Origin of the sequence: Pseudomonas sp. BT-42-2 (genome assembly GCF_025847435.2) — a bacterium.
In the GTDB taxonomy this organism is placed as follows: Bacteria; Pseudomonadota; Gammaproteobacteria; order Pseudomonadales; family Pseudomonadaceae; genus Aquipseudomonas; species Aquipseudomonas urmiensis.
This window is the reverse complement of sequence record NZ_JAOYTM010000010.1, coordinates 291,145-312,852: the sequence shown is the minus strand read 5'-3', so window position 1 is coordinate 312,852 and position 21,708 is coordinate 291,145. Positions and strand designations below refer to the sequence as shown.

The window sequence follows — 21,708 nt, the reverse complement described above, 5'->3', positions numbered from 1 at the left end:
CCCCGGCCCAGGCCGGGGTTTTTCTTGGGCGCAACACTGCAAGCGCGATCAAACTTAAATCACCTCCCCCGCCACTGCCCGCACGATGCCCGTCTACACTCGAATTCAGACCATCTGACCGAGAGGCAGCCATGCCGATAATGCCGGCCATTCTGTTGCTGATCCTATCCATTTGGAGCGCAACGGCCGGCGCCCTTACCCTGACCGACGAAGAGAAAGCCTGGCTCAGCGAACACCCACAGCTGCGGCTGGGTGTCGACGCTTCCTGGCCCCCGTTCGAGTTCCGCGATCAGGAGGGCCGCTACCAGGGATTGGCCGCCGATTACATCGCCCTGATCCAGGAGCGCCTGGGTGTGACGCTCAAGCCGATCGAGCCCACCAATTGGAGTCGGGTCCTGGAACAGGCGCGGCATAACCAGCTCGACCTGCTGCCCGGCATCATGTCGACTCCGGAACGGCAGAATTACCTATCGTTCACCCGCCCGTACCTGGACTTCCCGATTGTCATCCTCGCCCATGAGGGCGGCCCGCAACCGCGCACCCTCAAGGACCTGTACGGCCTGAAAATCGCCGTGGTGCAAGACTACGCCCCCCACGAACTACTGCGCACTCACCACCCCGACCTCAACCTGGTGGCCCTGCCCAATGTCAGCTCGGCTCTGCAAGCGCTAGCCACTGATGAAGTCGACGCGGTGGTCGGTGATCTCGCTTCAAGTATCTGGAGCTTGCGCCAGCTCAAACTCGATGGTCTGTACGTCAGCGGCGAAACGCCCTATCGCTATCAACTGGCCATGGCTGTGCCACGCGAGAACAAGCAATTGGTCGGCATTCTGGACAAGGTCCTGGCCGACATGAGCAGTGCGGAAATCAGCCACATCCAGCAGCGCTGGGTAGGTAACGTGGTCGACCAGAGAAGCTTCTGGCACGACATGCTCCTGTATGGCCTGCCGGGCGTACTGCTGCTGGTAGCGATCCTCGCTGCGATGATCCGTGTCAACCGCCGCCTGAGCTCGGAAATCTCGCGGCGCATCGCCTTGGAGCAAGAACTGCGCAGCAGCGAGTACCACTACCGCAGCCTGGTGGAGAGCCTGTCGGCGATCGCCTGGGAGGCAGATGCCAACGACTTCACGTACAGCTATGTGTCTCCGCATGCCGAAGACCTACTCGGTTTTGCCACCAATGAGTGGCTCAAGCCTGGCTTCTGGCGCAGCATCCTGCACCCTGAGGACGCGCTATGGGCGCAGGCCTACTGCGAAAGCGAGACCGCAGCGGGACGCGATCACAGCCTCGATTACCGGGTGATCCGCGCCGATGGCCATACCCTGTGGGTGCGCAACATCGTCAGCATGATCGAACACGGCCACCGACCGCTGATGCGCGGCTTGATGATCGACATCAGCGAGGCCAAACACACCGAAGATGCCCTGCGCCTGTCGGAGCAGAAGTTCGCTTCGGTATTCCAGCAATGCCCCGACATCCTACTGATCGCCAGGCACAGCGACGGCTGCCTGCTTGAGGTCAATGAGGCCTTCGAGGAGCAAATCGGCTTGAGCCCCAGCGAAGTCGTCGGCCGCACAGCGACCGAGCTGGGCTTGTGGGGCGTCAGTGGCAGCGGTCCGGCCTTGCTTGAACGCCTGCATCGCGGCGGCATTCGCAACCTGGAAATGAGTTTCCGCCGAAGCAACGGCCAATTGTTCACCGGCCTGACCTCGGCCGAGACCTTTGATTTGGACGGCATTCCCGCCCTGGTGGTGGCGGTGCGCGATATCAGCCAGTTGAAAGAGACCCAGCAACAGCTGCAAACCTCCGAAGAAAAATTTGCCAAAGCCTTCCACGCCTCGCCGGACGGTCTTTTGCTGTCGCGCCAGAGCGATGGCCTGCTGATCGAGGTCAACGAAGGCTTCTGCCGCCTGACCGGCTACGACCTCAACCCAACCATTGACCAAACCTCGCTGGACCTGGGCATCTGGGTCGACCTCAACGAGCGCAAGCGCATGGTCGACCAGCTCCAGCGTGATGGCTTCGTACGCGACTTCAGCTGCCATATCCGCCGCAGCGACGGACAGATCCGCCTGTGCGAGCTGTCTGCGCGGCCCCTGCCGATTGGCGGCATCGACTGCATGCTGACCATCGCCCGCGACATCACCGAACGCCACCTGATGCAGGAGAAACTGCAGCTGGCAGCCACGGTGTTCGAGAACACCGCCGAAGGCGTGTTGATCACCGATACCGACCAGCGCATCAGCGCGGTCAACCGCGCCTTCAGCGAGATTACCGGCTACAGCGAGATCGAAGCCCTGGGCCAGACACCCCGCCTGCTTGCCTCAGGCCAGCACGACAGCGCGTTCTACGCGGCGATGTGGCACCAGCTGACAGCTGAAGGCCACTGGCAAGGCGAGATCCAGAACAAGCGCAAGAACAGCGAGCTCTACCCCAGCTGGCTGACCATCAGCGCGGTACGCAATAGCGACAGGGAAATAACCCATTTCGTTGCCGTCTTTGCCGATATCTCCAGCCTCAAGCACGCTCAAGCCAAGCTCGACTACCAAGCCCACCACGACCCACTGACCGGCCTGCCCAACCGCGCCTTGTTCGAAAACCGCTTGCAGGCCGCCCTCACCTGCGCGCAGATCTCCAACCGCCAGGGGGCGGTGCTGTTCCTCGACCTGGACCGCTTCAAGCACATCAACGACAGCCTCGGTCACCCGGTTGGCGATCTGCTGCTCAAAGGCATTGCCCAGCGCCTCAAGGAACAAGTACGCGATGTCGACACCGTGGCCCGCCTGGGCGGCGACGAGTTCATCATTCTTCTACCTGGCCTGCACAAGCCCAGTGACGCTAGCAGCATTGCCAACAAGTTGCTGGCCTGCTTCCACGCCCCCTTCCAGGCCGGCGAACATGAGTTTTTCACCAGCGCCAGCATCGGCATCAGCCTCTATCCGCAAGATGGCAGCGACGTCGCCAGCCTGATCCGCAATGCCGATGCCGCCATGTACCGCTCCAAAGCCAAAGGCCGCAACCGGGTCGAAGCCTACACCCGCGATCTCACCGCCCAGGCCAGTGAACGCATTGCCCTGGAGCACGAACTGCGCCGGGCCATCGAACGCAACGAGCTCAGCCTGTATTACCAACCCAAGTTCAGCCTCAAGACCCAGAACCTGGTCGGTGCCGAAGCGCTGATCCGCTGGAGCCACCCGACCCTGGGCGAAGTCCCGCCCGAGCACTTCATTCACCTGGCCGAAGAGAATGGCACCATCCTCCAGCTTGGCGACTGGGTGCTGGAACAAGCCTGCCGGCAGATGCACGACTGGAAGACCACCTACCAGCCCTTCGGCCCCCTGTCGATCAACCTGGCCGGTGCGCAGTTGCGTCAGCCAAACCTGGCCAAGCGCATTGAAAGCCTGCTCAATACCTATCAGTTGCAAGCGGGAGACTTGCAGCTGGAAATCACCGAAAACTTCATCATGAGCCAGGCCGAAGAAGCCCTGAGCGTACTGCATCAGCTCAAGCAACTGGGTGTGCAATTGGCAATCGACGACTTCGGTACCGGCTACTCCTCGCTCAGTTACCTGAAGCGCTTGCCCCTGGATATCCTCAAGATCGACCAATCGTTCATCCGCGGCCTGCCGGAAGACCCCCACGACGCCGCAATCGCCCGAGCCATCATCGCCCTGGGGCGCAGCATGCAGTTGACCATCATTGCCGAAGGCGTGGAAAACCAAGCCCAGCAGTACTTCCTTGCAGCTGAAGGTTGCGAGCAAATCCAGGGCTACATCGTCAGCCTGCCGCTACCGCCAGAGAAGTTCGCAGAGACCTTTCTTCGTATAGCACTATCGGATCTTTCGGATGGCACCCATTCAAATCCCTCGCTATAATCCCGGCACCTTCTGGGGCCTATAGCTCAGTTGGTTAGAGCAGAGGACTCATAATCCTTTGGTCCACGGTTCGAGTCCGTGTGGGCCCACCAAACAAACGACAAAGCCGCGCATTTGCGCGGCTTTGTCGTAGTTGCTGTTCAAGAGCCTCGCGTGAGCCGAATAACGCATCTAATCGGCTCACGGCACCAGCGCCTGCGTTAAAGATCGCGTAACAACAGCGTCTTGCCAAAGTTACGCAGTGCCTGGCTGTACTGCCGGCGCCAGTTATCCCGCCAATACGCCGCATCGGGGTATTTGCCATCCAGACAGCGCACCGCAATGATGTCGCTGGAGGCGATTTCTTCAGGCTGCTGCTGGCTGAGCATGGGGAAGGCCATATAGGCTTTGAAGCGTTTGGACAGCACGCGGTCGATAGCGACGTTATTGAACGGCGCCTCTTCAAGCAGACGCTCGCAGCCACGGGCAGAGAGGATATAGGCGTGGGTGCCCCTGGCGCGTACGCGGGCGATGCCGCGGGTCCAGGTTAGCCAGACCTTGCCCAGGTTGGCGCCGAGGTAGAACAGCTCAGGGTCGCGGCGCTGGAAAAACTTGTTGATCTGCTCGACCTGGATCGGGTCGAAGGTAAGCAGGGTGGCGTCATCTTCAAGAATCAGGGTGCGCCGGTAGCCGCGGTCGAGCGCCGCTCTGGCGCATTTCATGTGAGAGTCGAAACAGCCGCGCTCGGGACTGTATTGGTCGCGATCCACCAGCATGAACTCGATATCCAGCCCACTTGCAGCAAACTCGCGTTGCAATAACTCGCGACGGTCGCTGCGTTCCTTGAGGCTGATGCAGAAAACGCCGTCGATCTGCAGACGGCTCAGGTCCTTGTGTTTGGTCATCCCTTCCATCTCTCGAACAGGTGAATCTTTGCCGACGCTAAAGCGCCTCGGGCCACGATTTGCTCCAGTCGACCTGCTCACTGTATTGCTTAACTTCAGGCCTGCCGGCGTCGTTCTACTCCATCTGTGACGCCTGCAACATTGCGACGACTTCCCTGGCAAAGACCTGTGTGGCAAACAGGCCTACCTTCTGAGCTTAGACCTGAAAGCAACTTTTCTCGTTGGATAGGCCAACTCATGCGGTATAAGCGCGGTTCAACCGCCTTGCTCTAGGTGCGAAGGGCTGACTAGTCTATGGCCTTCTGAACAGAGAGCCGTCATGCCAGACTCCCGCCAAATCGCCCTCGATGAAATCGACCGCCAGCTAATCGCGTTACTGCAAATTAACGCCCGTGAAAGCGTCGCCACCCTCGCTCGCCACCTGGGCATTGCCCGCACCACGGTCAATTCGCGCCTGGCGCGGCTGGAGAAGAGCAAGGTTATAACCGGTTATGGCGTGCGCTTGGGCCAGCGCCTGATAGGCGGTGGTCTGCAGGCCTATGTCGGGATCAAGGTGCAGCCGCGTTCGGGTAAGGATGTGGTGCGGCGCATGAGCGCCATGGGCCAGGTGCAACAGCTGTGCGCGGTGAGTGGTGAGTTCGACTATGTGGCGTGGCTGCACAGCGATTCTCCCGAACAACTGGACCAACTGCTCGATCAGATCGGCAGCCTTGAGGGCGTGGAGAAAACCACCACCTCGATCATCCTCAGCAGCAAAGTGGACCGCGGGCAGCCGGGCTGACTACTTGCGCCTGGGCTTCAACGCTCCATCGCGTCGAGCACCGCGTCAGTCAAGGCTCTGATCGCCTCGGCTGAATGATGGATCGTCCAGATCAGGCCGCTGTGTGATTCCGAAGCATGGTGTTGGGCGTAATCATCGGCGATCTGGCGGATACCGTTGGCCAACAGACTGGCGTGGACCAAGGCGTCAGCGGCGTCGATACCCGAGCTTACGTGGAACACTGGCGGATGGCTGGCTTCGCAGGTGCTGAAAGGTTGTTCGGTGGTCGGGTTGAGTTTGAGGGGTGGATCGGGAACGATCTTTTTCACTATTCAGCTTCCAAGTTGGTTCTGGAAAACTGCCCCTATTTTCTTTCTCACAGGAAAAGGGTGGCAGCCATGGGCGGGGTGAGAAACCGGCCAACTTGGAAATCCGGCCAGGCAAAAGCCTGCCCGCGCACAGCTGCCATGAAACAAGCCTGGTGCGAAGTTGGGGGATGGGTTTCTCACGCCCAGTCACCGAATTTGCGGTGACTGCAGGAAGTTAGCGATGAACCATTTCCCGCACAGCCAGACCGAGGCGATAGCGCGCGTAGGATACGTCCTGAATTTTTTGCAGTCTGTAAGACGCTTCCTAGGTGAGTGCGTTTCACCACTAGGCACAGCTGGGCAACAGGAAATTTTTCGAGGCCATTTTGCCGTTACGCCTGCCCCCTCTGCACACGAGGACGTAGCAATGCGAATCGCAAAGAGAAGCTGCAATCCAAAGGTAAACCCTCCTCATCAAGACCCTCATCCACATTCGTCATTAAAACCAATTCCACGTCTAAATGACGATAAATCAATCATATCGACATCATGTTGAGTCTTAATTACGAACTACCTCCCCTCTAAAATCACCTCCAGGCATTTCCTATACTCAGGCTCCGCCCCTCGCGCAGCCCCTGGCAAGGTCATCACATGAACAACAAAAATCGCCACCCCGCCGACGGTAAAAAGCCGATCACCATCTTCGGCCCGGACTTCCCTTTTGCCTTCGATGATTGGCTGGAACACCCGGCTGGCCTGGGTAGCATCCCGGCCACGCGTCATGGTGAAGAAGTGGCGATCGTGGGCGCCGGCATCGCCGGGCTGGTGGCGGCCTACGAGCTGATGAAGCTGGGCCTCAAACCGGTGGTCTACGAAGCGTCGAAGATGGGCGGGCGGCTGCGCTCGCAGGCCTTCAACGGCACCGACGGGATCATCGCCGAGTTGGGCGGAATGCGCTTTCCGGTGTCATCCACGGCGTTCTACCACTACGTCGACAAGCTGGGCCTGGAAACCAAACCCTTCCCCAACCCGCTCACCCCTGCCTCGCGTAGCACCGTGATCGATCTGGAAGGCCAGACCTACTACGCGGAAAAAGCCGCCGACTTGCCGGCCCTGTTCCAGGAAGTTGCCGATGCCTGGGCCGATGCCCTGGAAAGCGGTGCGCGCTTTGGTGACATCCAGCAGGCTATCCGTGACCGCGACGTGCCTCGCTTGAAAGAACTGTGGAACACCCTGGTGCCGCTGTGGGACGACCGCACTTTCTACGACTTCGTCGCCACCTCCAAAGCCTTCGCCAAACTGAGTTTCCAGCACCGCGAAGTGTTCGGCCAGGTGGGCTTCGGCACTGGTGGTTGGGACTCGGACTTCCCTAACTCGATGCTGGAAATCTTCCGTGTGGTGATGACCAACTGCGACGACCACCAACACCTGGTGGTCGGCGGCGTCGAGCAAGTGCCGCAGGGCATCTGGCGCCATGTGCCGGAGCGGTGTGCGCACTGGCCCGAAGGCACCAGCCTGAGCTCGCTGCACGGCGGTGCTCCGCGCACCGGCGTCAAGCGCATTGCCCGCGCCAGCGACGGCCGCCTGGCAGTCACCGACAACTGGGGCGACTGCCGCCATTACGCGGCGGTGCTGACGACCTGCCAGAGCTGGCTGCTGACCACCCAGATCGACTGTGAAGAGTCGTTGTTCTCGCAGAAGATGTGGATGGCCCTGGACCGCACCCGTTACATGCAGTCGTCGAAAACCTTCGTCATGGTCGACCGGCCGTTCTGGAAAGACAAAGACCCAGAAACCGGTCGCGACCTGATGAGCATGACCCTCACCGACCGGCTGACCCGTGGCACCTACCTGTTCGATAACGGCGACGATAAACCAGGGGTGATCTGCCTATCCTATGCGTGGATGAGCGATGCGCTGAAGATGCTCCCGCACCCGGTGGAAAAACGCGTACAGCTGGCACTCGATGCATTGAAAAAGATCTACCCGAAAACCGATATCGCCGGGCATATCATCGGCGATCCGATCACCATTTCCTGGGAAGCCGACCCGCACTTCCTCGGTGCGTTCAAAGGCGCGCTGCCAGGCCACTACCGCTACAACCAGCGGATGTACGCGCACTTCATGCAGGCACAGATGCCCGTCGAGCAGCGCGGTATTTTCATTGCCGGCGACGACGTGTCGTGGACCCCGGCCTGGGTGGAAGGCGCGGTGCAGACCTCGCTCAATGCCGTGTGGGGTATCATGAATCACTTTGGTGGCAAGACCCACGCGGACAACCCCGGCCCTGGCGACGTGTTCGATGAAATCGGGCCGATCGCCCTGGCCGACTGAGACAAGGAGGCAGCATGCGCATCGCCCTGTTCCAGGGGCCACCCAGACCACTGGACGTGCCCGGCAACCTGCAGCGCCTGCAATACCAGGCGCAACTGGCAGCAGCTCGCGGCGCGCAGTTGCTGGTGTGCCCGGAGATGTACCTGACCGGCTACAACATCGGCAGCGAGCACGTCGAACGCCTGGCGGAGGCCGATGACGGCCCATCGGCCATGGCCGTGGTCGAGATCGCCCAGGCCCATCGCATTGCCATCGCCTATGGCTACCCAGAGCGCGGCGAAGACGGCGCGGTCTACAACAGCGTACAGTTGATCAACGCCCATGGCAGCAGCCTGTGCAACTACCGCAAGACTCATCTGTTCGGTGAGCTGGATCGGGCCATGTTCAGCCCCGGTGCGGATCATTTTCCGGTGGTCGAGCTCGACGGCTGGAAGGTCGGCATGCTGATCTGCTACGACATCGAGTTTCCGGAGAATGCCCGGCGCTTGGCGCTCGATGGCGCCGAATTGATCCTGGTGCCGACAGCCAACATGACGCCTTACGATTTCGTCTGCCAGGTGACCGTGCGTTCGCGTGCGCAGGAGAACCAGTGCTATCTGGTCTACGCCAACTACTGCGGTGCCGAGGATGAAATCCACTACTGTGGACAGAGCAGCATCATTGGCCCCGACGGCAGCCTGCTGGCGATGGCCGGGCGCGATGAGTGCCAGCTGCTGGCAGAGCTGGAGCGCGAGCGAGTGGTGCAGGGGCGCGAGGCGTTTCCCTACCTGGCCGATCTGCGTCGGGAGTTGCATCTGCCTCGACAGGGCTGAAGGGAAATCACCCTGCTCATCGCAGGCTGCGCCAGCTCCCACAGGGCCTCGCTCCCGGCCCTCTGCTGATCAACGACTTGGATATGCGCTAGCATGATGCTTCGCCACCGGAGCCCGCATGCCTGACGCCACCCGCCACCTGACCCTTACCAACGGCCTGCAGCTGACCCTGCGCCACGCCCCGCGCCTCAAGCGTGCGGCCGCTGCGGTGCGGGTGCATGCGGGGAGCCATGACGCACCTTCACGATGGCCTGGTTTGGCGCACTTTCTCGAACACTTGTTCTTTCTCGGCACCGCCCGCTTTGCGCTGCAAGACGGCCTGATGCGCTACGTCCAGCGTGTCAGCGGCCAGGTCAACGCCAGTACCCGCGAGCGCACCACCGACTTCTTCTTCGAGGTGCCGCCCGCTGCACTGTCTGGCGGCCTGGAGCGTCTGTGCCAGATGCTGGCCAAGCCCGACCTGAGCATCGAGCGCCAGCGCCGTGAGCGCGAAGTGATCCATGCCGAGTTCATTGCCTGGTCACGCAACCCTGAAGCTCAGCAGCAATTCGCCCTGCTCCAGGCAGTGTCTGCGCAGCATCCCCTGAGTGGTTTCCACGCAGGCAACCGGCATAGCCTGGCCTTGCAGGATCCGGCCTTTCAGCAGGCGCTCAGCAATTTTCACGCGACCTTCTATCAGGCTGGCCAGATTGTCTTGAGCCTGAGCGGCCCGCAGCCGCTGGATGAGCTGGAAGCGCTCGGCCGCCAGTTCGGCAGCCTGTTTGCCAGCGGCCAGCGGGTCGCCCAAGCCCTGCCGCCACCCTTGCTCAATGGGCCACTGCGACAGCCGCCTGCCAGCGCCGGTCAAATGGATCTGCTGTTTGCTCACCAGAATCTACCTGCGGGCGCGGAATCCGCACTTGAGCTATTACTTGCCTGCCTGAGCGATAGTCGGGAGGGCGGCTGGCTAGCGCAGCTGCGTAAGCGCGGCTGGTTACAGGCATGCAAAGTCGACACCCTGCACGCCTTCGCCGGTCAATTGCTCTGGCATGTGCGTCTGCACCTCAGCGAGGACGCGGATCAGGATGAGGTGCGAGCCCTACTCAATGGCTGGTTGAAGTTCATCCGCGAAGCAGACACCCAGCCATTGAATGAAGCATTCGCTCACTTGCAACGCAGCCGAGAACAAGCCGCCGGTGCCCTGGAACTGGCACGCCGAGACAGTACCGGCCGCGCTTTCCAGGCACTCGATGGGCAAGGCCTGAAAGCCTTCGCCGCTCTACTGGATAGCCTGCCCCTGCACAGCCACGGAGACTGGCATGTGCCGGGCGCCGATCCACTCCTGCAAGACGAACTTCCTGCCGCCAGGGCGCCACTGCCTGAAGGCCTGAGCGTCAGTGATAGCTTGCCAAGCGATTGCCAATTCGCAGCGCTGTACCTGCGCTGGCAGATCGTCTCGCCGTTGCGAACACGCTTGCATGCAGTACTCGAACACGCTTTACGGCCTTTGACGCAACGCGCCGAGCGCGCATCTGTGCAGCTGGATTTCAGCGTCAGTCAACGCTACTGGCAACTGCGCTGCGCCGGGCTGCCAGCGGCGGTGATTCGAACCGTTGGCGAGGCGTTGCAGGTGTTGCACCGCCCACCTCAAAGCAGCTGGCAAGCGCCAGCCCCGGATGAACCCGCCTTGATACCGATCAGGGCCCTGCTCAAGCGACTGCCTGATGCCTTGACGCTAGCGCAGCCGGAGCCGATTCCCGCCTGTGCGGCGAATCAGGCCATGCTCGACCAGATTTGGCATTCGGCGCAGTGGCAGGGTTTGGCAGTAGGGTTTGGCGCTGCTGAGCAGGCGGCCTTGGGCGCGGTGTTGCAACACACATCCTGGGGCCGCCCTGCGTCCGCACCTACCGGAGGCGAGCGTGGCCGGCGCTGGGTGCCGGTCGAGGTTGCCGGGAGTGAGCACGCACTGCTGCTGTTCTGCCCGTTGCCCGCTGCCTTGCAAGGTGCTGGCCGACTGCTTGCGCAATTGCTGCAAGGCCCGGTGTACCAGCGCCTGCGCGTCGAATTGCAGCTGGGTTATGCCGTATTCAGTGCCTTTCGTCAGTTCGATGGGGTCGGCGGGCTGCTGTTCGGTGTGCAATCGCCCCACGCCACGCCAACGCAGATACTCGAACACCTGCTAGCGCTGCTGAATCAAGAGCTGATGCTCGATGGCCCTGCGCAACAGGCCCTGGCCGACAGTTTCGCAGAAACTGCCATGCCCAACGCTGATGTCGCGCACTGGGCATGGCAGACATATCTGGCGACAGAAGCGCCCGACCTTTGTGCAATCCGCAGGTCTATTCTCAGCACCACTCAAGCGCAACTGGATGAGTTGCGCCAAGCGCTGCTTGCGGCCGATCACGGCTGGTTGTGCTTGGCCAACGCTGCGGCGCCAAGCGCACAGTGGGATTAACGACAGGCCGATTGTTACCTTAGCCGCAAGGGCGCTTTTCAAAGAATTAACCTTTCGGTACAAATTTTTCTTGTAAGATAGCGCAATCCCAGCCAATGGAACCTCCTGCGCAAGGCGGCACCAAATAAGTAGCTGACAACCCCCCAGACCCATCCGGAAGGAGTAATCCCATGTGGACCAAACCTGCTTACACTGACCTGCGTATCGGCTTCGAAGTGACCATGTACTTCGCCAACCGCTAAGCCCTGCTTGCGGTTCGACGCCTCGGTCCGCCGGGGCGTTCGCGTTTTTTCACTACAGGTTTTTCCGCTAGTTCGGATAGAGAGCAGCCATGTACATCCAGATTCTCGGCTCCGCCGCCGGTGGCGGATTCCCCCAGTGGAACTGCAACTGCGTCAACTGCAAGGGTTTTCGTGACGGCTCGCTGCGTGCCACGGCGCGCACCCAGTCATCGATTGCCCTGTCCGATGACGGCGAGCACTGGATCCTGTGCAACGCCTCGCCGGACATCCGCGCCCAGCTGCAAGCCTTTGCCCCGATGCAACCGGCGCGCGCCCTGCGCGACACCGGGATCAACGCGATCGTCCTGCTCGACAGCCAGATCGACCACACCACTGGCCTGCTCAGCCTGCGCGAAGGTTGCCCGCATCAAGTCTGGTGCACCGACATGGTCCACCAGGACCTGACCACCGGCTTCCCGCTGTTCAACATGCTCAGCCACTGGAACGGCGGCCTGGTGTGGAACCGCATCGAGCTCGAAGGCAGCTTCGTCATCGACGCCTGCCCCAACCTCACGTTCACCCCGTTCCCGCTGCGCAGCGCCGCCCCGCCCTACTCGCCGCATCGCTTCGACCCGCACCCCGGCGACAACCTCGGCCTGCTGGTCGAAGACCGGCGCACCGGCGGCAAGCTGTTCTACGCCCCGGGGCTGGGACAGGTCGACGCCAAGCTGCTGGAGATGATGCACGGCGCCGACTGCCTGCTGGTCGACGGCACGCTGTGGGAGGATGATGAAATGCAGCGCCGCGGTGTCGGCACGCGCACCGGTCGCGAGATGGGCCACCTGGCGCAAAACGGCCCCGGCGGCATGCTCGAGGTGCTCGATGGCTTCGCCCGCCAGCGCAAGGTACTTATCCACATCAACAACACCAACCCGATTCTCGATGAAGACTCGCCCGAGCGGGCCGAGGTGGTCCGCCGGGGCGTTGAAGTCGCCTTCGACGGCATGAGCATCGAGCTGTAGGAGGCCCTGATGAGCGACGCAACGCCGATGTCCCCTGCCGAGTTCGAGCAGGCCCTGCGCGCCAAGGGCGCCTACTACCACATTCATCACCCCTACCACGTGGCGATGTATGAAGGCCGCGCCAGCCGCGAGCAGATCCAGGGTTGGGTGGCCAACCGCTTCTACTACCAGGTCAACATCCCGATGAAGGATGCGGCGATCCTGGCCAACTGCCCAGACCGCGAAGTACGCCGCGAGTGGATCCAGCGCCTGCTCGACCACGACGGCGCTCCGGGTGAAGACGGTGGCATCGAGGCCTGGCTGCGACTAGGTCAGGCGGTCGGGCTCGACCCAGATCAGTTGCGCTCCCAGGAGCTGGTGCTGCCGGGCGTGCGCTTCGCGGTCGACGCCTATGTCAACTTTGCCCGCCGCGCCAGCTGGCAGGAAGCGGCCAGCAGTTCGCTGACCGAGCTGTTCGCCCCGCAGATCCACCAGTCACGCCTGGACAGCTGGCCACAGCACTACCCGTGGATCGATCCTGCCGGCTATGAGTACTTCCGCACACGCCTGGGCCAGGCGCGCCGCGATGTCGAGCACGGCTTGGCGATCACCTTGCAGCACTACACCACCCGCGAAGGTCAGGAGCGCATGCTGGAGATCCTGCAGTTCAAGCTGGATATCCTCTGGAGCATGCTCGATGCCATGAGCATGGCCTACGAACTGCACCGTCCGCCTTATCACTCCGTCACCCGCGAGCGGGTCTGGCACAAGGGGATTGCCCTATGAGCTTCAATCGCCAACTGGTTCCCAACTGGCGCCCTGGCTATCGTTATCAGTACGAGCCGGCGCAAAAAGGCCATGTCCTGCTATACCCCGAGGGCATGATCAAGCTCAATGAAAGCGCCGCGCTGATCGGCGGGCTGATCGATGGCCAGCGGGATGTGGCGGCGATCATCGCCGAGCTTTCGCAGCAGTTCCCCGACGTGCCCGAAGTCGCCGATGACATCGAGCAGTTCATGGAGGTGGCCCGTGCCGAACACTGGATCGTCCTCGCCTGAGGTGCCGGCGAAACCGCCCGTCGGCCTGCCGCTGTGGCTGCTGGCCGAGCTGACCTACCGCTGCCCGCTGCAATGCCCGTACTGCTCCAACCCCCTGGACTTCGCTGCCCAGGGCCAGGAGCTGAGCACCGAGCAGTGGTTCAAGGTGATGGCCGAGGCGCGCGAAATGGGCGCCGCTCAGTTGGGCTTTTCCGGCGGTGAGCCGCTGGTGCGCCAGGATCTGGCCGAACTGATCGGCGAGGCGCGGCGCCTGGGCTACTACACCAACCTGATCACCTCTGGTATCGGCCTGACCGAGCAGCGCATCGCTGAATTCAAGCAAGCCGGGCTGGACCATATCCAGATCAGTTTCCAGGCCAGCGACGAACAGGTGAACAACCTGCTGGCCGGCTCGAAGAAGGCCTTCGCGCAAAAGCTGGAGATGGCCCGGGCAGTCAAAGCCCACGGCTACCCGATGGTGCTCAACTTCGTCACCCATCGGCATAACATCGACAAGATCGACCGCATCATCGAACTGTGCATTGCCCTGGAGGCCGACTTCGTCGAGCTCGCCACCTGCCAGTTCTACGGCTGGGCCCACCTCAACCGGGTTGGCCTGCTGCCCACTCGCGCGCAGCTGGAGCGGGCCGAGCGCATCACCAATCAATACCGCGACCAGCTCAAGGCTGCCGGCAACCCATGCAAGCTGATTTTCGTCACCCCCGATTACTACGAAGAACGCCCCAAGGGCTGCATGAACGGCTGGGGGAGCATCTTCCTCACCGTCACCCCGGACGGCACCGCCCTGCCCTGTCACGGCGCGCGCCAGTTGCCGGTGCAGTTCCCCAACGTGCGCGATCATGACCTCAGGCACATCTGGTACGACTCGTTCGGTTTCAACCGCTTTCGCGGCTACGACTGGATGCCCGAGCCGTGCCGCTCGTGCGATGAAAAGGAAAAGGACTTCGGCGGCTGCCGCTGCCAGGCCTTCATGCTCACAGGTGATGCCAGCAACGCCGACCCGGTGTGTGCCAAGTCAGCTGATCACAGCATCATCCTCAAGGCACGCGAAGACGCCGAGCACGCCCAACTGGCCATTGAAGAGCTGACTTTCCGCAATGAGCGCAACTCACGTGTCATCGTCCGCGGCTGACTTCAGCGCCGCCCAGGCCGTAGCGGCCGGTACCGACTTCGCTGACCTCAAGGTCGGCGCCGCCGGCTTGTTCTGGAACGAGTTTCGCCCCGCCGATGGTGCATGCCGGCTGTGGCACTGGCGCAATCGACAGGCTCACTGCCTGACTCCAGAGGGTTTCAGCGTGCGCAGCCGGGTCTACGAGTATGGCGGCGGCAGCTTCTGCCTGGGTGGCGATGGGCTGGTGTTCGTCAACGAGGCCGATCAACAGGTCTACACCCAGGCGCTCGATGGCTCAGCGCCCAGAGCACTCACTCAAGCGGCGGACTGTCGCTATGGTGATGTGCTGTGGCGCGATGATCGCCTGCTGGCAGTCGAGGAGTTGCACGCGGCAAGCGTCGAGCATCGCCTGGTCAGCCTCGATGGCGAAGCGCGACACGTGCTGGCAGAGGGCGCCGACTTCTATGCCTCGCCGACCTTGAGCGACGATGGCCAGCGCCTGGCCTGGATTGAATGGGATCGCCCCGCCCAGCCTTGGACCCGCACCCGGCTAATGTGCCGTGAGCGCGATAGCCAGGGTGGCTGGGGTTCGACGCGTTGCGTAGCCGGTGATGGCGACCAGGACCTGTCACTGCAGCAACCGCGCTTCGATGGGCAAGGCCAGCTCTATTGCCTGTGTGATCGTAATGGTTTCTGGCAACCCTGGGCTGAGCTCGACGGCCAATGGCAAGCCTTGCCCGCCAAGGCTGCCGACCACGCTGCCGCGCCCTGGCAGCTGGGCGCCAGCACCTGGATAGCGCTCGGCCCTGAGGCCTACCTGGCCACCTGGTTCGAAGAAGGCTTCGGTCACCTTGGGTTGCGCACAGATGGCCATCAGCTACAGCGCTACGCCAGCGACTACACACGCTTTCGCAGCCTGGCGATGGATGAGAGTTACCTTTATGCCATCGCGGCATCGCCAATCAGTCCGCCTGCGGTCATCGCGATCGAGCGGGCTAGCCAACAGATTCGCGTCCTCGCTGGCGGCGGTTTGCCGCTGCCTGCCGAACGGGTCAGCCGTCCTCAGCCACTGCGCTATCCCAGCGGCGATAGCCAGGCCCATGGCTTTTTCTATCCTGCCATGCGTGGCGAAGGCGCCGCGCCGTTGGTGCTGTTCATCCATGGCGGCCCGACTTCAGCGTGCTACCCCGTGCTGGATGCGCGCATCCAGTACTGGACCCAGCGCGGCTTTGCCGTGGCCGATCTCAACTATCGCGGTAGCAGTGGCTATGGGCGGGCGTATCGCCAGGCCCTGCACCTGCGCTGGGGCGAGATCGATGTGGAGGATGCCTGTGCGGCGGTGGCTCACCTTGCAGGGCTAGGCCTGATCGATCCGCACAAGGCGTTCATTCGTGGCGGCAGCGCCGGCGGCTACACGACCCTGTGCGCCCTGGCCTTCCACGATGTATTCCGCGCCGGTGCCAGCCTGTACGGGGTCAGCGATCCGCTGGCATTGGGGCGGGCGACGCACAAGTTCGAAGGGGATTATCTGGACTGGCTGATTGGTGATCCTCAAATCGATGCCGAGCGCTACCGGCAACGCACGCCTTTGTTGCATGCCGATCAGATCAAGGCGCCGGTGATCTTCTTCCAGGGCGAGCTGGATGCGGTCGTGGTGCCCGCCCAGACCCGGGATATGTTGGCGGCGCTCAAGGCCAATGGGGTTGAGGCCGAAGGGCATTTTTATGCTGGGGAGCGGCACGGGTTCCGTAAGGCCGAGAACCTGGCGCATGCCTTGGAAGAGGAGTGGAAGTTTTATTGCCGGGTGTTGGGCTTGTAGGTTTTGCAGTGGCTGCACAGCCGCTCGCAGGCAAGCCAGCCCCTCCGGGAACCGCGCTGTGCCTGCGAAGTCACGCGTGCTGACTCAGCGCTTGGCGATGATGTACACCGCGTGCACGATGCCCGGAATGTAACCCAACAGGGTCAGCAAGATATTCAGCCAGAACGCCCCGGCAAACCCAACCTGAAGGAACACCCCCAGCGGCGGCAGAAGAATCGCGATGATGATGCGAATGAAGTCCATGCAGGTCTCTCCGTGAAAGGGTTTAAACAAAGACTAGCCGCCCTGCCCAGAGGTTCCACACACAATCGACAGGCAAAAAAACGCCCCGGGCCAAATGAAGCAGGCCAAGGGCGATGCGCAGGAACGCGAGACGGTTCGTTGAAATTCTGTATGTCCGGGTGGCCGGTCAGGCCGGCACCTCGCGGCGGTTATGCTGCTGCGCATGCAGGCGGGCGAAAGCCCGAGCCAGGCGCAGCAGCATCTCGTCAATATTGCCTTTGCTCACGGTCAGCGCCGGAGAGAAGCGCACCACGTCCGCCTGCGGCGCATTGAGCAACAAGCCTTCGTGCAGCGCCGCCTCGACCAGCTCCTGAGCCAGGTCTTCTTGCAGCTGCAACGCCCACAGCAAGCCTTGCCCGCGTACCTCGCCCTGGCCATAACGGCCGGCCAGGCGGCTCAAGCCCTCGCGCAGGTGCCGGCCACTGTCCTGGACGTGCTCGAAGAACCCCGGTTCGAGCACCGTACGCAACACCGCCAGGCCCGCGGCGCTCATCAGCGCATTGCCATGATGACTGCCTTCCAGCTCGCCAGGTTCGGCGCAGCAGGCAGTACCCCGGGCCAGCAAGGCCGCCAGCGGCACGCCGCCACCCAGGCCTTTGCCGAGGGTGATGATGTCGGCACGCACCTCGTAGGTTTGCTCGGCCAGCAAGGCGCCGCAACGGCCAATGCCGGTCTGCACTTCATCGAGGATCAGCAGGATGCCCAGCTCGCGGCACAGCTGTTCGACCCCCTTGAGGTACTCACGGGTGGCCGGGATGACCCCAGCCTCGCCCTGGATCGGCTCCAACATGATCGCCACGGTGCGCGAGTCGACGGCTGCATGCAGCGCTGCCAGGTCGTTGAACGGCACCTTGCTAAAGCCCGGCAGACCGGGTTCGCAGCGGTTGCAGGGCAGTGGGTCGGACGCCGACAGCGCGCCCAGACTGCGACCATGACAGCCCTGGCTGGCAGTGATGATGTGGTAGGCGCCGTTACGATGCAGCTGGCCCCACTTACGCGCCAGCTTGATCGCGCCCTCGCAAGCCTCGGCGCCACTGTTGAGCAGGTAGGCTTGATCGCTGCCGGTGCTCTGGCACAGGCGATTGACCAGTTCCAGCAAACCTCGGCTGTGAAAGCCCGCACCGGGATTGATCAACGCTTGGGCCTGGTTGCCCAGTGCCTTGACCAACACGCTAGGGCTATGGCCGAGGCTGTTGACCGCGCAGCCCTGGGTGAAATCCAGATAGGCATGGCCGTCGTCGTCCCACAGCCAGGAACCCTGCCCACGCACGAACACCTGCGGCGCGCGCTCGGCGCTCGGCATCAACCGCTCGCGAGACAGCGTTGCCGCCTGCGGCTCGATTGCCGCTGCACGCTTGGGCTCGGCAACGACAGCGGCCGAGCGGCGCAGGTTGAACAGGTTCATCAGGGCTCCAACTCATCACGCAAGATGGCGGTCAAGGTCCGGTCATTTGCCGGAAAGTATGATCAGGTCAAAAACTGATCTTTTAGCCTTGCCTATCAAAAGTGTTTTTCATCAGCGGTAACAATCGATTAAATGATCGCTGTGTAGCGCTTGAATACGGCGATAGACTAGGGGCTTAGCGGCCAAGCGGCCATTTCGTTTTTCCAGCTTTTTCGATAAGTGTTACTTATGGATTTTCGCCAACTGCGCTATTTCGTCGCGGTGTATGAGGAAGGCCACGTAGGCCGTGCCGCCGAGCGCCTGTCGCTGTCGCAACCCGCCCTGTCGCAACAGATCCGCCAGCTGGAACACAGCCTCGACCTGAGCCTGTTCGAGCGCAGTAACAAGCGCCTGTTGCCGACCCTTGCCGCGCACACCCTGTACAACCATGCGCAGCCGCTGCTCGATGGCTTGCAGCGGGCGCATGAGGCCATGCGCAACTTCAAGGGCCAGTCGCTGCGCACCCTGGCCATCGGCGTGCTGCAGACCGTGCGGCCAAGCCTGGTGCCGCAGTTGCTGGAGCGGGTACGCAAGGCCCAGCCGCATTTGGTCGTGCAGATCTATGAACTGTCGGGGCTGGAGATCGAACGGCGCTTGCTCAATGGCAACCTGGATATCGGCATCAGCTATCTGCCACCACGGCAGCCAGGCTTGCATGGCTTGATGCTGTACGAAGATGAGCTGCAGCTGGTCATTCCCAATACCCATCCCTTGAAAGACTTCAAGAAGGTCTCGATCAGACAAGCCGCCGAATTGCCCATGCTGATGCTGGGCGAGGAGTTTCAGATCCGGCAGATCTGGAAAGAGCAGTTGGCCAACCAGGGGCGGCGGCCACAGGTGCAGGCCGAGATGAACAACATGGGCGGGATTCTCGACAGCCTGGCGCACACTTCGCTGGCGACCATTCTGCCAGGGCGCGCCAAGGACGCTGCCGAAGACGATCAGGAGCTGCTGTGGAAGCCGTTGAGCGAGCCACGAGTACCGCTCAAGGTTGGCTTGGTGTTTCGCGATGCCCAGCGCCAGCAGGCTTCTGTGGAGCTGCTGCGCACGCTGCTGGAGGAAGAAACCGACGCCCGCGCGCTGGGCGTTTCACCATTGGACGTGCTGGGATAAAAACACGCGCACAAAGAAAACCCCGCCGAAGCGGGGTTTTCCAGACTGTTTCCCTGACATCCCTATCGTCCCGCCATCCTGGCAGGAATTCCTACGTGTCCCTGTTCTGTCCTTTGCGCTTCCTACGCTCCGTCCATGTAAGAAAGATTAACCGTGGATCCAATCTTAAGAAAGGGGCGAAAAGTCACCACGTTGCGTAAGAGAATGCTTACAAATGTAAGTCATTTGTTGTCAGTCCTGATGTTGGGTCCGCTGCGCGGCCCTTCACGGGCCAGGCCCGCTGCCATAGGGATAGGGCCGCTCTGACGGTCGCCGCTGTACCTGTGGGAGCGGGCTTGTCCCGCGAAGGGCCGCGCAGCGGACCCAGAATTATCAAAACTGCGCAGCATCCAGCAGGTACAGCGACTCACTCCCGGCCTTCACCGAAGCCACCAGCGAATCCACCCGCGGCAGCAATCGGGCAAAGTAGAACCGCGCAGTGCCAAGCTTGGCGCCATAGAACGCTTCATCCCCCTCACCCGCCTTGGCAGCCCGCGCCATCAACGCCCACATGTAGGCGTAAGCGACATAGCCAAAGGCGTGCAGGTACTCCACCGACGCCGCACCAATCTCGTTTGGATTAGCCTTGGCCTGCTCCAGTACCCACTCAGTCAGCCCATCGAGCTGTTCCAAGGCAGCGCCCAACGGCTGAGTGAACTCGCCCAGATCTGCCCCGGCAGTACCGATGAACTGACGAATCTCGTCAGCGAACAGGCGATAGAACGCGCCGCCGCTGCCCACCACCTTGCGCCCCATCAGGTCGAGCGCCTGAATGCCATTGGTACCTTCGTAGATCTGCGTGATGCGCACATCGCGCACCAACTGCTCCTGGCCCCATTCACGAATGTAGCCGTGCCCGCCGAACACCTGCTGGCCGTGCACCGTGCACTCCAGGCCCAGGTCGGTGAGGAAGGCCTTGGCCACCGGGGTCAGCAACGCAACCAGCTCCTCGCTGCGTTTGCGGGTGACGGGGTCTTCACTGTATTTGGCGCTGTCCAACTGCATCGCGACATAGGTGGAGAACGCTCGGCCACCTTCGAGCTGTGCCTTCATGGTCAGCAGCATGCGCCGCACATCCGGATGGACGATGATCGGATCGGCCACCTTGTCCTTGGCTTGCGGGCCCGTGGGCGAGCGGCTTTGCAGGCGGTCGCGGGCATACTCGACGGCGTTCTGGTAAGAGCGCTCGGCCGAAGCCAGGCCCTGAATGCCAACACCCAGGCGCTCGTAGTTCATCATGGTGAACATCGCCGCCAGGCCTTTGTTGGGCTCACCCACCAGGTAACCGACCGCCTCGTCGAAGTTCATCACGCAGGTAGCCGAGCCCTGGATACCCATCTTGTGTTCGATCGAGCCACAGGTGGCCGGGTTGCGCGCGCCCAGGCTGCCATCCTGATTGACCAGGAACTTCGGCACCAGGAACAGCGAGATGCCCTTGGGCCCGGCCGGGGCGTCTGGCAGCTTGGCCAGCACCAGGTGAATGATGTTCTCGGTCAGGTCGTGCTCGCCGCCGGTGATGAAGATCTTGGTGCCGCTGACCTTGTAGCTGCCGTCGGCCTGGGGCTCGGCCTTGGTGCGGATAATCCCCAGATCGGTGCCCGCGTGGGGCTCGGTCAGGCACATGGAGCCGGCCCAAACGCCGGCATACATGTTGGGCAGGTACTGCTCTTTCAGCGCTTCACTGGCATGAGCATTGATCGACAAGCATGCGCCAGCCGTCAGCATCGGGTACAGGCCGAAAGCCAGGCTGGAGGCGTTGACCATTTCTTCGACCTGGGCCGAGATCGCCTTGGGCATGCCCATGCCGCCAAACTGCGGGTCGCCGCCGACGCCGACCCAACCGCCTTCGGCGTAGGTCTTGTAGGCATCGATGAAACCGGCTGGGGTGCGCACTGCGCCGTTGTCCCAATGGCAGCCCTCTTCATCGCCAGAGCGGCTCAAGGGCGCGATGGACTTGCTGGTGACCTTGCCCGCTTCTTCCAGCACGGCCATGGCCGTGTCTTGATCGACCGCCTCGGCAAGTTCGGGCAGCTGCGACCAGAGCTTGGCCACTTCGAAGACTTCATTGAGAACGAAGCGCATATCGCGCAGGGGCGCTTTATAGTCAGCCATGACAACCTCTCGCTAGTAGGGTCGGGGCGGTCACGCAGGACCGCGGCACTGGGTTGAAAGCAGTGTAACCGAACAACTTTTGCGAGACATAGGGTCATCAC

At 62.1% G+C, this 21,708-nt stretch carries 17 protein-coding genes and 1 tRNA gene; 13 read left to right on the top strand and 5 right to left on the bottom strand.

The window, feature by feature from the left end; all coding sequences use genetic code 11:
- The first annotated feature begins 131 nt into the window (after positions 1–131).
- Together OIU19_RS13095 and OIU19_RS13090 are read left to right on the top strand one after the other, a co-directional pair.
- Positions 132–3,875 (top strand): bifunctional diguanylate cyclase/phosphodiesterase, encoded by a 3,744-nt coding sequence (locus OIU19_RS13095; protein WP_264235343.1) that lies wholly within the window; start codon positions 132–134, stop codon positions 3,873–3,875.
- Between the two features lie 15 nt (positions 3,876–3,890).
- A tRNA-Ile gene (locus tag OIU19_RS13090) sits at positions 3,891–3,967 on the top strand.
- A 108-nt stretch (positions 3,968–4,075) separates the two neighbouring features.
- Here the strand turns inward: OIU19_RS13090 and OIU19_RS13085 are convergent.
- Positions 4,076–4,759, bottom strand: coding sequence for a glycosyltransferase family 25 protein (locus OIU19_RS13085; protein WP_264235342.1), 684 nt, complete (start codon positions 4,757–4,759; stop codon positions 4,076–4,078).
- 319 nt (positions 4,760–5,078) lie between these two features.
- Here OIU19_RS13085 and OIU19_RS13080 point away from each other — a divergent pair, with 319 nt between their 5' ends.
- On the top strand, positions 5,079–5,540 hold the full coding sequence (locus OIU19_RS13080) for an Lrp/AsnC family transcriptional regulator (protein WP_186552697.1): 462 nt from the start codon (positions 5,079–5,081) through the stop codon (positions 5,538–5,540).
- A gap of 17 nt (positions 5,541–5,557) precedes the next feature.
- Here the strand turns inward: OIU19_RS13080 and OIU19_RS13075 are convergent, their stop codons facing one another.
- On the bottom strand, positions 5,558–5,848 hold the full coding sequence (locus tag OIU19_RS13075) for a DUF3077 domain-containing protein (protein ID WP_264235341.1): 291 nt from the start codon (positions 5,846–5,848) through the stop codon (positions 5,558–5,560).
- A 630-nt stretch (positions 5,849–6,478) separates the two neighbouring features.
- Here OIU19_RS13075 and OIU19_RS13070 point away from each other — a divergent pair.
- The 9 genes from OIU19_RS13070 to OIU19_RS13030 all read left to right on the top strand — a co-directional run bounded on the left by OIU19_RS13070 (position 6,479) and on the right by OIU19_RS13030 (position 16,617).
- A complete protein-coding gene (locus tag OIU19_RS13070) occupies positions 6,479–8,161 on the top strand; it encodes an NAD(P)/FAD-dependent oxidoreductase (protein WP_264235340.1) in 1,683 nt (560 codons plus the stop codon).
- A gap of 14 nt (positions 8,162–8,175) precedes the next feature.
- Positions 8,176–8,973 carry a carbon-nitrogen hydrolase family protein gene (locus OIU19_RS13065; protein ID WP_264235339.1) on the top strand — a complete coding sequence of 266 codons (798 nt, stop codon included), beginning with the start codon at positions 8,176–8,178 and terminating at the stop codon, positions 8,971–8,973.
- Between the two features lie 118 nt (positions 8,974–9,091).
- Positions 9,092–11,407, top strand: coding sequence for a pyrroloquinoline quinone biosynthesis protein PqqF (gene pqqF, locus OIU19_RS13060; RefSeq protein ID WP_264235338.1), 2,316 nt, complete (start codon positions 9,092–9,094; stop codon positions 11,405–11,407).
- A 170-nt stretch (positions 11,408–11,577) separates the two neighbouring features.
- Positions 11,578–11,649: a pyrroloquinoline quinone precursor peptide PqqA gene (gene pqqA, locus OIU19_RS13055; protein ID WP_003243383.1), complete on the top strand. Its 72-nt coding sequence runs from the start codon at positions 11,578–11,580 to the stop codon at positions 11,647–11,649.
- Between the two features lie 89 nt (positions 11,650–11,738).
- Positions 11,739–12,650 (top strand): pyrroloquinoline quinone biosynthesis protein PqqB, encoded by a 912-nt coding sequence (gene pqqB / locus OIU19_RS13050; RefSeq protein WP_264235337.1) that lies wholly within the window; start codon positions 11,739–11,741, stop codon positions 12,648–12,650.
- A 9-nt stretch (positions 12,651–12,659) separates the two neighbouring features.
- Positions 12,660–13,415: a pyrroloquinoline-quinone synthase PqqC gene (pqqC, locus tag OIU19_RS13045; protein ID WP_264235336.1), complete on the top strand. Its 756-nt coding sequence runs from the start codon at positions 12,660–12,662 to the stop codon at positions 13,413–13,415.
- Positions 13,412–13,687 (top strand): pyrroloquinoline quinone biosynthesis peptide chaperone PqqD, encoded by a 276-nt coding sequence (gene pqqD / locus OIU19_RS13040; protein ID WP_186552704.1) that lies wholly within the window; start codon positions 13,412–13,414, stop codon positions 13,685–13,687. Before pqqC ends, pqqD begins: the two co-directional genes overlap by 4 nt.
- A complete protein-coding gene (pqqE, locus tag OIU19_RS13035) occupies positions 13,659–14,819 on the top strand; it encodes a pyrroloquinoline quinone biosynthesis protein PqqE (RefSeq protein WP_372353309.1) in 1,161 nt (386 codons plus the stop codon). Before pqqD ends, pqqE begins: the two co-directional genes overlap by 29 nt.
- On the top strand, positions 14,785–16,617 hold the full coding sequence (locus OIU19_RS13030; protein WP_264235335.1) for a S9 family peptidase: 1,833 nt from the start codon (positions 14,785–14,787) through the stop codon (positions 16,615–16,617). The genes pqqE and OIU19_RS13030 overlap by 35 nt, the downstream gene beginning before the upstream one ends.
- Before the next feature lie 84 nt (positions 16,618–16,701).
- On the opposite strand, the gene OIU19_RS13025 is transcribed toward OIU19_RS13030, so the two are convergent.
- Entirely contained in the window at positions 16,702–16,860 is a 159-nt protein-coding gene (locus tag OIU19_RS13025; protein WP_033727371.1) for a YqaE/Pmp3 family membrane protein, read from the bottom strand.
- Between the two features lie 166 nt (positions 16,861–17,026).
- On the bottom strand, positions 17,027–18,304 hold the full coding sequence (locus OIU19_RS13020) for an aspartate aminotransferase family protein (RefSeq protein WP_264235333.1): 1,278 nt from the start codon (positions 18,302–18,304) through the stop codon (positions 17,027–17,029).
- A 228-nt stretch (positions 18,305–18,532) separates the two neighbouring features.
- Between OIU19_RS13020 and OIU19_RS13015 the strand changes: the two genes are divergently transcribed.
- Positions 18,533–19,456 carry a LysR family transcriptional regulator gene (locus tag OIU19_RS13015; protein ID WP_264235332.1) on the top strand — a complete coding sequence of 308 codons (924 nt, stop codon included), beginning with the start codon at positions 18,533–18,535 and terminating at the stop codon, positions 19,454–19,456.
- 372 nt (positions 19,457–19,828) lie between these two features.
- Here OIU19_RS13015 and OIU19_RS13010 read toward each other — a convergent pair whose 3' ends face one another.
- Complete coding sequence (locus OIU19_RS13010; protein ID WP_264235331.1) at positions 19,829–21,607, bottom strand: acyl-CoA dehydrogenase C-terminal domain-containing protein; 1,779 nt, start codon at positions 21,605–21,607, stop codon at positions 19,829–19,831.
- Positions 21,608–21,708 lie beyond the last annotated feature (101 nt).